General features: G+C 58.6%; 12 protein-coding genes and 1 other RNA gene. 11 read left to right on the forward strand and 2 right to left on the reverse strand.

Annotated features, from left to right (window positions below; translation table 11 throughout):
* Positions 1 to 112 precede the first annotated feature (112 nt).
* The 9 genes from ssrA to lpxI all read left to right on the forward strand — a co-directional run bounded on the left by ssrA (position 113) and on the right by lpxI (position 7172).
* Positions 113 to 454: a transfer-messenger RNA gene (gene ssrA / locus VHE12_14540) on the forward strand.
* A gap of 314 nt (positions 455 to 768) precedes the next feature.
* A complete protein-coding gene (locus VHE12_14545; GenBank protein HVZ82003.1) occupies positions 769 to 1809 on the forward strand; it encodes a right-handed parallel beta-helix repeat-containing protein in 1041 nt (346 codons plus the stop codon).
* 44 nt (positions 1810 to 1853) lie between these two features.
* The gene (locus tag VHE12_14550) at positions 1854 to 2252 is read left to right on the forward strand and encodes a PilZ domain-containing protein (protein HVZ82004.1); all 399 of its coding nucleotides are present in this window, start codon (positions 1854 to 1856) and stop codon (positions 2250 to 2252) included.
* Positions 2249 to 2632, forward strand: a complete 384-nt coding sequence (locus VHE12_14555) for a PilZ domain-containing protein (GenBank protein HVZ82005.1) — start codon at positions 2249 to 2251, stop codon at positions 2630 to 2632. The genes VHE12_14550 and VHE12_14555 overlap by 4 nt, the downstream gene beginning before the upstream one ends.
* A gap of 75 nt (positions 2633 to 2707) precedes the next feature.
* Positions 2708 to 3223 (forward strand): OmpH family outer membrane protein, encoded by a 516-nt coding sequence (locus tag VHE12_14560; protein ID HVZ82006.1) that lies wholly within the window; start codon positions 2708 to 2710, stop codon positions 3221 to 3223.
* A gap of 18 nt (positions 3224 to 3241) precedes the next feature.
* Positions 3242 to 4285 (forward strand): UDP-3-O-(3-hydroxymyristoyl)glucosamine N-acyltransferase, encoded by a 1044-nt coding sequence (gene lpxD / locus VHE12_14565; protein HVZ82007.1) that lies wholly within the window; start codon positions 3242 to 3244, stop codon positions 4283 to 4285.
* A complete protein-coding gene (gene lpxC, locus VHE12_14570; GenBank protein ID HVZ82008.1) occupies positions 4275 to 5585 on the forward strand; it encodes a UDP-3-O-acyl-N-acetylglucosamine deacetylase in 1311 nt (436 codons plus the stop codon). Before lpxD ends, lpxC begins: the two co-directional genes overlap by 11 nt.
* A complete protein-coding gene (gene lpxA / locus VHE12_14575) occupies positions 5586 to 6371 on the forward strand; it encodes an acyl-ACP--UDP-N-acetylglucosamine O-acyltransferase (GenBank protein ID HVZ82009.1) in 786 nt (261 codons plus the stop codon).
* Entirely contained in the window at positions 6372 to 7172 is an 801-nt protein-coding gene (gene lpxI / locus VHE12_14580; protein ID HVZ82010.1) for a UDP-2,3-diacylglucosamine diphosphatase LpxI, read from the forward strand. It begins immediately after the preceding gene.
* Positions 7173 to 7179: 7 nt separating this feature from the next.
* Here lpxI and VHE12_14585 read toward each other — a convergent pair whose 3' ends face one another.
* Positions 7180 to 8259: an LptF/LptG family permease gene (locus tag VHE12_14585; GenBank protein ID HVZ82011.1), complete on the reverse strand. Its 1080-nt coding sequence runs from the start codon at positions 8257 to 8259 to the stop codon at positions 7180 to 7182.
* A gap of 5 nt (positions 8260 to 8264) precedes the next feature.
* On the reverse strand, positions 8265 to 9395 hold the full coding sequence (locus VHE12_14590; GenBank protein HVZ82012.1) for an LptF/LptG family permease: 1131 nt from the start codon (positions 9393 to 9395) through the stop codon (positions 8265 to 8267).
* Between the two features lie 222 nt (positions 9396 to 9617).
* Between VHE12_14590 and VHE12_14595 the strand changes: the two genes are divergently transcribed.
* Together VHE12_14595 and VHE12_14600 are read left to right on the forward strand one after the other, a co-directional pair.
* Positions 9618 to 10868, forward strand: a complete 1251-nt coding sequence (locus VHE12_14595) for a histidine kinase (protein ID HVZ82013.1) — start codon at positions 9618 to 9620, stop codon at positions 10866 to 10868.
* Complete coding sequence (locus VHE12_14600; GenBank protein ID HVZ82014.1) at positions 10849 to 11595, forward strand: LytTR family DNA-binding domain-containing protein; 747 nt, start codon at positions 10849 to 10851, stop codon at positions 11593 to 11595. Before VHE12_14595 ends, VHE12_14600 begins: the two co-directional genes overlap by 20 nt.
* Positions 11596 to 11618: the final 23 nt, after the last annotated feature.

Here is an 11618-nt window from a genome sequence, read left to right on the forward strand (position 1 = left end):
ATGTCCTGAGGGTCACAAGATCCGTACCCTGTGCAAAGCATCCGGCTCCTGTTGCTCGCCGGAAGGCCAGGGCACCATAAAATGTCTTTTTGAATTTTGTGGTTCATTTTATGGGGGTGACCGGTTTCGACTGGGAGACTGAACTTTTGGGTGCGTGTCGAGGCGCCATCGCTCGTCAAACATGGCAACGGTTTAACTGCCGACAATCAGTTAGCTCTGGCCGCTTAAGCGGTTAGCGTTCCGCCTTTGATGCCTATTAGGGGGAGGGAACGTAAGCAGTAGGCTGGTCCGCCACAGGGTTGTTCCACCGATGGGCGGACGAGAACCAATGGGGCTGGCTCTCCGCCGGCCGCTCGAGAGCGAGCGGGGGGCGAGACTCTTTCTTGAGCTACGCACGTAGGGCCCATTACGGATGTTTTTCAGGACGTGGGTTCGATTCCCACCACCTCCACCATTCCGATCCCCGATCGAACCTCGCGTTCGATCGGCGGACAATCCTTTCAGCCACGAACGATCCGAAGAGCGGTTGGACTTGATCCGGTCTTTGCCCTGAGGGACCGTGAGCGACCTCGGTGACGGACCCGTTCCGGTTTCAAATCGTTCCTTTTAACGCTTTTAGGTTTCCGGTTAAACCGCCCTCGGCATCCCAAGGTCGAAGGTCCCGTCGGTCCCCCTTTTCGGCGGTTGGGGGAAATGACTTTGCAAAGAAAAACCCATTTGTTAGACTTTAGCTGCTTTTTCAACAAAACCTTGAAAAGAGGCCGTTCCATGAAACTGTGGATATCGATTTTAACCTTTGCCCTGATCCTGGGATTCGCCCCGCAGAGCTTCGCGGCGGGCCCGACCTCGGTCAGCGGAACGATCTCCACCTCCACGGAATGGACCAAGGACAACAGTCCCTATGTCATCCAGAGCGATGTCACCATCGCTCCGGGTGCCACCCTGACCATCGATGCCGGGGTCGAGGTCCAGTTCGCCGTTCCAGCCGGCGCCAAGGTCGGCTCCACCCCGAATTTGGTGGTCCGTGGCGGCTTGCGTGCCATCGGCAATTCCACGGGATGGGTCTCCTTCACCCCCCAAACCGCGGGCTCCCTCTGGGGCGCCATCTATTTCTATAACTCCGACCCGATGAACTCCGTCCTCCAAGTCAGTACGATCAAGGGAGGGCGGGTGGTCTGCAACGGTTCCTCCCCCACCATCAGCCAGTGCATTCTCTTCGGGGCCAAGAGCGGCGTGGAGATCATGGGCAACTCCCAGCCCAAGATCATGGCCAACAAGATCACCGCCAACAGCGTGGGGATCGCCCTCCTGGACGCCACGGCGAACCCGGTCATCTCCAACAACGACATCTACAACAACAACTATGGTTTCTACCTGAAAGATTTCGGCACTCCCACCGTCACCGGGAACCGCATTTACAACAACCTCAAGTACAACATGGTGAACTATTCGGCGAAGACCCTTTTGGCCCCGAACAACGACTTCCGTATCGCGGACGCCCAACAGATCATGCGGACTATTTATGACGGGGCCTATAACCCGAGCTTGGGACGCGTGAACTTCATGCCTTTCTCCGGCATGGCGGCGGGGGCTTCCACGGCCCAACCGGCGGTCGCCAGCGCCGGACAGGGAGCCGTGACCCAGGAAAAACCGGAGGTCAATGAGGAGGAGTTCTGGAGCTATGGACGCCCCTTTGATGCCATGAAGATATCCAACGTCGACAATCAAAAACAAAAACCCTCGAATACCGTCAAGGTCCTAGCCGTCGGCGCTACGGCCGTGGTGACCGCCGTCCTTCTCTTCCTCTGAGTCCCGCCTCTTTTTAAATAGGTCCCCTCTCCTTCCGTGCCATAATGGCGTCCAAGGGCAATCTGCTTTTGGACGGTGTCATGGATCTGGAAAAAAGAAGGGAAGACCGCGTCCTGCTGAGCCTTCCGGTCCGGTTCAAGGTCTTCGATCTCCAACGCTTGGAAAAGGACGTCCAGGACCCCTCTTTGGGTTCCGAGGCCGAGCTCAATAACCTTTCCTCCAGCGGGCTCCAGATCGCGAGCACCCAACCCTTTCAACGAGGGGACGTCCTAGAATTGGAGCTGGACCTGCCGGAAACGGGAAGGATCCGCTCCGTCGCCAAGGTGGTCTGGTGCCGTAAGGATGGGGCTGGGAACGGGTTCCACTGTGGCATTCAATTGATCCCGGTCTATCCCGAGGACCTTGATAAATTGCACGACTTCCTGAAAAAGGAGCCAGGATGATCCCTTCTTCCCCCCATTCGGACCAGCGGATCGCCGCGCGGTTCCCGGTCCGCATCCACATCCGCTTCCGGCTGATGAATTCCCCGTCAGGGGAACCACCGGAATCCGAGCTCCACAATGGGAACAACCTGATGTCCAACGTCAGCCGGACGGGGTTCTTCCTTGCGACCAAGAACTACATCGAGATCGGTTCCCTGCTCGAGGTCGAGTTCCCGCTGGAGGAATTCAAGCAGGTCGTTCGGGCGGAAGCCGAGGTGGTCCGGGCCAATCACGCCAATTTTCCAAACCACGGGAAATATGAATACGGCTTGCGGTTCAGGGATATGCACCCCCATTTCCGTGAGATCATGGAAAAATTCATCGAATTTAGGGTGGGTTGACCCCTTTGGTTGTCCCTGTCGTCCTAATTGTGTAATATTTTCGTTCCACGAATCCATTCCAGTCCAGGAGTTGCCATGCGTTCGATCACCTTTGCCGTGCTTTTCCTTCTAACGTCCGCGGTTTTCGCCCATGATTTCAAGACCGCCGTTGTCGATATGTCCCAGGTCTTCAACGAATACCCCGGGACCCAGCGGGCCAAGGAGAAGTTGGCCAAGTGGGAGAAGCAAAAAACCGACGACCTTAGCGATGCCTATCAGGAGCTGAACGACCTGAACAAGGAACTGACCGGAAAGTCGGCGATCTCGGCCAAGATGAAGGCGAAAAAGCAAAGGGAGTTCGACGAAAAATTCGCCGAATATAAGAAAAGGGACGCCCAGATCCGTAACGAGATCTCGGACAAAGAAAGCGCGATGACCCTGGCCTTGGTGGATGAGATCAAGCCCATCGTGGCGGAAGTGGCGAAACAAAAGGATGTGGACTTGGTCCTGGATTCCTCGAAGGTCGTTTACAACGCCTCCCAGGTCGATCTGACAAAAGATATCCTGGAGCGCTTCAAGAAAATGAAGGACGATTCGGACGATAAGAAATAATTTCCCGGAGCCGACAGGATGGGCGTTTCCTTCACGTTGAAGAGTTTGGCCGCCGAATTGGGGGCCTCCTTTGAGGGGGATGGGGAAACCCTCCTGAAGGGGGTCGCTCCGTTGGAATCGGCGACCGAAGGCCATTTGACCTTCGTGACCAACCCGAAATACCTCAAGGCCGCCCTTTCGACCCGGGCTTCGGCCATCCTTTGCGGTGAGCCCGTTCCTGGATGGTCCAAGCCCCTGTTGTTGAGCAAGAATCCTTATTCGGACCTGGCCCGCACCATTGCCTTTTTTCATCCGGAAACGCCCCTTCCGACTGGGGTCCAAGCCGGTTCCTGGATCTGTGCTTCGGCCCAGGTCCATCCATCGGCGACGGTCATGCCAGGTGCTTTCATCGGTGAAAAGGCCAGGGTCGGGGCCGGTTCGGTCCTTTTCCCAGGTGTGTTCATCGGCGAAGGGTCCGTGGTCGGGGATGGATGCCGCCTTTATCCCAACTCGGTGGTCCGGGAGGGGTGCGTCCTGGGCCATCGGGTCATCCTCCAGCCGGGCGCGGTGGTGGGATCGGACGGTTTTGGTTTCGCCAAGGAGGGGGCCGGCTACCGCAAGATCCCCCAGGTGGGGAACGTGGTCCTGGAGGACGATGTCGAACTGGGCGCCAATACCTGCGTGGACCGGGCGGTCCTGGGAACCACCCGGATCGGGCAGGGGACCAAATTGGATAACTTGATCCAGATCGGACACAACGTGGTCATCGGGAAGCATACGGTCATGGCGGCCCTCACCGGTATCTCCGGCTCCACCCAGGTCGGGGACCAGGTGGTGATGGGCGGCCAAGTCGGTTTGGCGGGCCATATCAAGATCGGGGACCAGGTGGTCCTGGCGACGCGCACGGGGGTTATGGAGGACATCCCGGAAAAGGGCGTCTATTTCGGCGCCCCTCACAATACCATGACCGCCGAAATGAAAAATGTGGCGGCCTATCGCCAGTTGCCCGAGATGCTCCGGCGTATCCGTTCCCTAGAGAGGGAATTGGAGGGACTGAAAGGGAACCAGACCCATGGCGGTTGACCTTCCCAATCAAAAGACCATCGGCCGTCCTTTTACCTTCGAGGGAACGGGCCTCCACACGGGGAAAAAATGCCTCGTGAAGGTTTCCCCCCTGCCCGCCGGCTCAGGGCTCAAGCTCTTCCGCAGTGACCTGGGGGTGGAGATACCCGTGACCCCCTTTGCCGTTTCCAGTACGGCCCGCGGGACCGCCCTTTCGGGCGAGAAGAATGCGATCGTCCACACCGTCGAGCACTTCCTGGCCGCGGTCCAAGGACTGGGGATCACCAACTTGAAAGTGGAGATGGACGGCGAGGAAATGCCCATCATGGACGGGAGTTCACGCTCCTTTTGCGATCTTCTGGAGAAGGCCGGGACCCAGGACCAGGGACAAGCTTGTTCCCCGATCCGGGTCACCGAAACGATCGAGCTGAAGTGGGGAGATGTGCTGGCCAAGGCCGAACCGGCGGAGGGCCTTCACTTGGATGTGACCACTTCCTTCCCTTACCCGGGCTTGGAGGATCAGAACCGGACCTTTCAATTAACAGCCTCCCATTTCCAGGAAGAACTGGCATCGGCCCGTACCTTTTGCTTCGAGGAAGAGGTCGAGCACCTGCGCCGCCAAGGGCTGATCAAGGGAGGGAGCCTGGAATGCGCCATGGTCTTCGGGAAAAAAGGCCTTTTGAACGGCCCGGCCCGCTTCGAGGACGAGGTCGTGCGGCATAAAACGTTGGACCTGCTGGGGGACCTGACCCTCCTCAACAGGCCCCTTTGGGCCAAGGTGACCGTCCGCAAGGGAGGCCACCGGTACCATGTCGAGCTGGCCAAGGCGATCCTGGAGCGATTCGGGAAAACGCCCCAAAATGAAACAAGCGAGGAAAAAATGTACGATATCCAAGCGATCCAAAAGATCCTTCCGCACCGCTATCCATTCCTGTTGGTGGACCGGATCCTGGAATTGGAGCTCAACAAGCGGGTCGTGGCCATCAAGAACGTCACCGCGAACGAACCTTTCTTCCAGGGGCATTTCCCCGGTCATCCCATCATGCCGGGTGTCCTGGTCATCGAGGCCATGGCCCAGGCCGGCGGGGTTTGTTTCCTGATCGACCCTTCCAACGCCGGGAAGATCCTCTATTTAGCGGGTGTGGATAACGCCCGGTTCCGAAAACCCGTCCTGCCGGGGGACCAGGTCCGTTTCGAGATCGAGGTGCTTTCTCTCCGCTCCAAGGTCGGCAAGATCCATGGGAAGGCCCTGGTGGACGGCAAAGTGGCCGTTGAGGCCGAATTGACCTGTGCCATCGTGGAACGGGAAAAGGTGTTCTAGGTGGCTCCCGCACCCTTGGGCATTCATCCGACCTCACTCGTGGACCCGGCCGCCAAGCTGGGGCCAGGTGTCTCGGTCGGTCCCTATTCCATCATCGGCCCCTATGTCGAGATCGGCGAAGGGACCGAGATCGGGGCCCATTGTGTCGTCGTGGGCCACACCCGGTTGGGAAAAAAGAACCGCGTCTTTACGGGCGCGGTCGTCGGTAGTGAACCCCAGGACGTGAAGTTCCAAGGGGAGACCACATTCCTCGAGATCGGGGATGAGAACATCATCCGCGAATACGCCACCCTCAATCCGGGCACCGGGGAAGGCTCCAAGACGGTCATCGGGAACCGCAACTGGATCATGATCCAGGCCCATGTAGGCCACAACTGCGTGATACAGGACGACGTGAAACTGGCCAACGGGGTCATGTTGGGCGGCCATGCGGTCATCGAGGACCATGCGACCGTGGGTGGCGGGACCCCGGTCCATCAGTTCGTCCGGATCGGCCGTTTCGCCATGATCGGGGGCGGTTTCCGGGTGGTGCAGGATATCGTTCCTTATATGATCGCCGGGGATGAGCCCTTGAAGATCTACGGGGTGAACCAGGTCGGGCTGGAACGGAACGGTTTTTCCAAGGATTCGATCGAGGCCTTGAAACAGGCGCATAAGATCATTTTTCGAAAGAACCTGACCCTCAAGGAAGCCATGGCGGCCCTCAAGACCGAACTTCCCGGTTCCGCCGAGGTCGGCCAGATCCTGGAATTCCTGGCCCTGGCCACCCGCGGGATCGTCCGTTAAATGTCCATTTCTTCATCCATCGGTCTGATCGCAGGAGCGGGCCGTCTCCCGCTGGAGTTCGTCCGTTCGCCCCGGCATTCCCAAGACCGCATCGTGGCGGCCCTTATAAAAGGAGCGGCCCCGACCGTTCTGGAAAAACGGCTCCCCGGGTGCCTTTGGATCTCGGTCGGTCAATTGGGCTCTTTGATCTCCTTTTTTAAAAAGCAGGGTGTTCGAAGGGCCGTCATGTTAGGGAAGGTCCAACATTCTTCCGCTTTGAAGGATCCCAGGTTGGATTGGCGCGCCATTCACCTCCTGGCCCGTTTAAAGGACCGGTCCGGGGAAACGATCCTCAAGGGGATCGGGGAAGAGCTAAAGAAAGACGGGATCGACCTGATGGACTCCCGTAAGGCCTTGACGCATCTTTTGGCCAAGGAGAATGAGTCGGTGGGGCGCCCGGGGGCATCGGAGGCGCTGGAGTGGGGCCTTCGCAAGGCCCGCATCTTGGCGCGGGAGGGGATCGGACAGACCCTCCTGGTCAAGAAGGGGGCGGTGGTGGCGGTGGAAGGCGCTGAAGGGACCGATGAGGCCATTCGCCGGGCGGGCCGGTGGGGCGGAAAAGGGGCCGTTCTCTTCAAGGTCGCCAGCCCCCATCAGGATTGGCGTTTCGATGTTCCCGCGGTCGGGCCGGCGACCCTCCAGGCCTTGTCCCGGTCCAAGGCGGCCGGGATGGTGATCGAGGCCGGGAAGTGTTTCCTGTTGGAGAAGGAGAGGACATTGGCCCTGGCCCGCCAGAGGGGCCTGTTCATCCGGATCGTCTGATGAACCGCTACTTGTTCTTCCAAAGGAGCATCAAGGGCGTGGCGGCCGCGAAGATCAGGTTGACCACCCAGACCGAAAGGAAGGGGCTGACGACCCCCGATTCCCCCAGGTGTTGTCCGATCTCCATCCCCCCGATGTAAACAAGCCCCACGATCAGACAAATGGCGAATGAAAGGACGCCTCCGGTGTATTTCCGCATGGTCCAGCCCCAGGGTACTCCCAAAAGCGCGAGGATGACGCAACCGAAGGGCGAGGCGAATTTGTAGAAGAGATAGACCTCCTCCTTATGGACGTCCATGCCGTTCTTTCGCAACCGGCCGATGTAAGCGGAAAGTTCCTTGTAGTTCATTTGCTGCGCTTCGCGTTGTTCCTTCAGGAAGTCCCTGGGATCCTCCGGTAGGGCCAGGGAGAGCGTGTCGAAATTGGTCGAACCGATCTCGTCGTCGTTCCCGTCGAAAACGCGTTGGGTCCCGGTCCGGAAGATCCATTCCCCGTTCTCGTAACTTCCGCTCTTGGCATCCACTCGGGTCCGGATATGCCCGTCCGGCCCGAATTCCAGCATCAAAAAGTCGGCCAGGGTGTTCTGCGCCCCGTCGAAGGTGCCGATGTGGTAGAGCCGCCCATCGGCCCCCACCAAGGAAAGGTTCTGGCGGATCTTGTTGAAGGATGTCTCCGGTTGGTGCTTGATCCGGACGTCGCGGACCTGGGTCTTCAATTCTTCCGCCTTAGGGACGATGGTTTCATTGAAAAGAAGGGAAAAGGTCCCGATGAGGGCTCCCGCGAAAAGGAGGGGAAGGGCCACCGAAAGGATGTTCGCGCCCCCGGATCGCATGGCCATCAGCTCGTTGCCGCGGGAGAAGAGGCTGAGGGTGAAAAGGACCCCGAAGAGACAGGCCAGCGGCATGACCTGGACCAGGAAGGCGGGGAGGAAATAGGAAAAATAGAGAAGGGCGGTCCCGAAGGGCGGTTTGAAGTCCCGCAGCAACTGCAGTTCCTGGAAGACCTGGGCCAGCAGGAAGATGACCCCAAATCCCCCGAGGGCCAGGAAAAAAGGCTTGAGGAATTCGGAAAGGATGTAACGGGGCAAGAGTCTCATTGTTTTCCGGTGGCCCGCCGCCTGAAGAGGGGGCGTTCGGTCACGGCCAGGAAATAGACCAGGAAGCCGCCCGCTCCCAGGACCAGGTTGGCCCCCCAAAGCCCCAGGAACGGGGAAAGCCGCCCTTCGTTGCTCATGGTCTGGCCGAAGATGAACATCAGGTAATAGAGGAAGATGAGGATCAGGCCCAGGACGAAACCCATGAAACCCTTGGACCGGAGCCACAACCCCAAGGGGGCGCAAAACCAGGGGAGGATCAGGCAGGCGAAGGGCAGGGCGAGCCTTTTCTGGAATTCGGCCCGTAGATGGTCGATCCGTTCGGGATCGGTCTCCGTTCCGATGGAACGGCGGATCTCCGGGAGGTCCATTTCCTCATAATCCTTCTTCAGGTCGTTGCTGCCCGGGATCCGCCCTTCTAGTTTGAGACGGATGGTGTAGCGGTCGAAGAAAAGGCGGTTGTAGGTGTGGAAATTGCTGTTGGCCCAGGACATGACGCCGTCCCGCAGGTCGAAGAAAACCTGGTAATTCTTCTGGTCGGTGGAGACCGAACCGGTCCTGGCCAAGGTGGTCTGGACCGTGGCCCCGGGTGCCCAATGATCGAAGACCTTGATGTCCGAAAGGGTACCGGAAGGGTCTTTGCGTCCGATGATGAATTGATGTCCCTCGAACTGGTCGATGAAAACATTCTCGCGGATGGCCACATCGGCCTTGTTCCGGACGATGTCGAATTCGGTCTTCTTGAAGAAGAACTTCGCCTCCGGCATGATCCGGTCGTTGAAAAAAAGCATCAGGGCCGTCATCCCGACCCCCAGGAACAGGATGGGAGCGATAAGGTGAAAGAGGTGGCCGCCGCCGCTTTTGAAGGCCGTGACCTCCATGTCGGAACTTAAACGTCCGAAGGAAAGCAGGGTCCCGACCATCATGGCCATGGGAATGGTCAGGGAAAGGATGAAGGGAAGGAGGCTCAAATAGAGGAATAGGGTCTGGCCCAGGGAGACCTTATTGCTGAGGACCAGGTCCAAATACAGGAAGACCTTGTTGACCATGAACAGAAGGGTCAGGAGGGAGACGCTCAGGAGGAAGGATGGGAACATCTCCTTGAGGACGTAAGCGTGGATCGTTTTCAATCCCGGGCCTTTGGATCGGTTTGGGTTCGGGCTTGTGCGTTTTCCCGGACGAAGAAGGGTTTGGCCCCTCGAAAACGCAGTATAACATAGGCCAAACGCCCCTTTGGGCGCGCTTTTCGGCGGTTCGGGGCATGGTGCCGACCCCGTTCAAGCGGTTGGTCTATTCTTTAGGTGGTGAACCAGCCGGAACCCACTGTGGGGCCCGGAACGAACGGAAGTGGCATGATCCAAACCTCGAAAAAGACCATTCCGATGGCACCGGTCCCCGGTGTCCTGACCGAAAAGCCGGTCGGCCGGGTCCCGTCGAACCGGACCTGGAAAGATCTGTTCGTCATCGATTTCGATCGTTCCTTTCTTTTGTCAAGCCTCAAGCTGCTTTTGGCGTTGAACCCCCTTTGGACCTTCGCGGTCTCCGCATTCTTTGGGGGACATTCTTGGGCCTCGATCCTTTTTAGGTGGGGCTGGAACTTTCTGGAGGCCACCTTTGTTTGTTCCCTTGGATTGGTGGTCGCCTGGTTCTATCTGGTCCTGGAAAGGGCATGGGCGAAAAGGGTGGCCCGGACCCCTCCGCGCCACGGGACGGGTTGGTTCCTCCTTCTTTTGGCGTTCCTGGCGCCTCCCGGACTTTATCTGGCGCTTCGGATCATGGTCGCGGGTATCAATTTTTTCTATGAAGGGGACCCGATCGTCCCCCAGTTCAAATGGGAATATTACGGCCAAGAGATCTTTTGGGTCTGGACCCTTCTTTTGGTCTGCTTCGTCTTCAAGTCCTGGCTGGACCTGCGGGATACGGCCCAACACCATTTGTTAAGGGCGGAAGCCCTGGAGAAAGAGCGCTTGCGTGCCCTCCTGACACGGCTGCAGGACCAAATGAACCCCCATTTCCTTTTCAATACCCTCAACACGGTGGCGGCATTGATCTCCCAGGACCCGAAGAAGGCCGAGAAGATGGTGGTCAAGCTCTCGGGGCTCCTTCAAGGGGTCCTGGCCGCCGGACGGAAAACCCGGCATCCGCTCCGCCAGGAGCTGGATTTCTGCCGCGACTACCTGGAGATCGAACAAGCCCGGTTCGGCAAGCGGCTGAAGGTGACCTTCCGGGTCGAAAAGGAATTGGAGCTGGCCGCTCCCTTGGTCCCGGTGTTGATCCTCCAACCCTTGGTCGAGAATGCCGTGAAGCACGGTCTGTCCTCCAAGGCCAAAGGGGGGCAGATCTGGCTCTCCTGTGGGAAAGAGGCGGGTGGTTTGGTCATCCGGGTGGAGGATGACGGGGTGGGTCTCGGTAAGTCGCCTTACGCAGGGTCCGGGACCGCCTTGGAGAACGGGCGCAAACGATTGGCGCTCGAGTATGGGGAAGCAGGAAGCCTGAGGATCGGATCCCGGGATCCGGCCGGGACAGAGGTCGAGCTGCGCTTGCCTTTGGTCTACGATGAAAACACCCATGAGGGAGGCCGACATGCGGGTCCTGATCGTTGATGATGAAGCCCCGGCCCGGGGACGCTTGTCAAGGATGTTGGGCGAATTGAAGGACCTGAAGGTCGTAGGGGAGGCTTCCAATGGGGTGGAGGCCCTGCAGATGGCGGAGAAACTACAGCCCGAGGTCGTCTTCCTGGACATCGAGATGCCCGAGCTGAACGGGTTGGAGGTCGCCAAGACCTGGGGCGGTGACGGTCCGGCGGTGGTCTTCGTGACGGCTTACAGTGAACATGCCCTGAAGGCTTTCGAGCTTTCGGCCACCGATTACCTGGTCAAACCTGTCTCACCCGAGCGCCTCAAGGAAGCGGTGGAAAAGGTCCGCAAACGCAAATCGCCGCGATCCTTGGATCAGTTGCAAGGGTTGCTGGAAAAATGGGAGAAGGGACAGAACCCCCAACGCATGGCGGTCAAGACGGGCTCCAAGTACCGGGTCTTCGACCCATCCAGCATCTCGGCGGTCGTGGCGCGGGACCATTACGCCATCCTGTTGGTCGAAGGCCAGGAACTCCTGGCCGATGACAGCCTGGATATGCTGGAAAAACGCCTAGATGACAAGAAGTTCCTCCGCATTCACCGGAGCGCCATTGTTAACCTGGATTTTTTGAAGGAACTGGAACATGAAGGGGACCGTAAGTACCTGGCGGTCCTTTCGGATCCATTGAAGACGAAGCTCCCGGTCAGTCGGGAACGATTGGAGGAGCTTCGGAAGATCCTGGGATTGGAATGAACCGGGGCCTTCCGATGGCCATT

The organism is bacterium (assembly GCA_035549195.1).
GTDB lineage: Bacteria > Oederibacteriota > Muellerivitia > Muellerivitales > Muellerivitaceae > DASZRK01.

Coding starts and splice junctions, on each gene's coding strand:
- VHE12_14600 (HVZ82014.1), top strand. CDS start 10,849: ATGCGGGTCCTGATCGTTGATGATGAAGCCCCGGCCCGGGGACGCTTG.
- lpxD (HVZ82007.1), top strand. CDS start 3,242: ATGGGCGTTTCCTTCACGTTGAAGAGTTTGGCCGCCGAATTGGGGGCC.
- lpxC (HVZ82008.1), top strand. CDS start 4,275: ATGGCGGTTGACCTTCCCAATCAAAAGACCATCGGCCGTCCTTTTACC.
- lpxI (HVZ82010.1), top strand. CDS start 6,372: ATGTCCATTTCTTCATCCATCGGTCTGATCGCAGGAGCGGGCCGTCTC.
- VHE12_14550 (HVZ82004.1), top strand. CDS start 1,854: ATGGCGTCCAAGGGCAATCTGCTTTTGGACGGTGTCATGGATCTGGAA.
- VHE12_14555 (HVZ82005.1), top strand. CDS start 2,249: ATGATCCCTTCTTCCCCCCATTCGGACCAGCGGATCGCCGCGCGGTTC.
- VHE12_14560 (HVZ82006.1), top strand. CDS start 2,708: ATGCGTTCGATCACCTTTGCCGTGCTTTTCCTTCTAACGTCCGCGGTT.
- VHE12_14595 (HVZ82013.1), top strand. CDS start 9,618: ATGATCCAAACCTCGAAAAAGACCATTCCGATGGCACCGGTCCCCGGT.
- VHE12_14545 (HVZ82003.1), top strand. CDS start 769: ATGAAACTGTGGATATCGATTTTAACCTTTGCCCTGATCCTGGGATTC.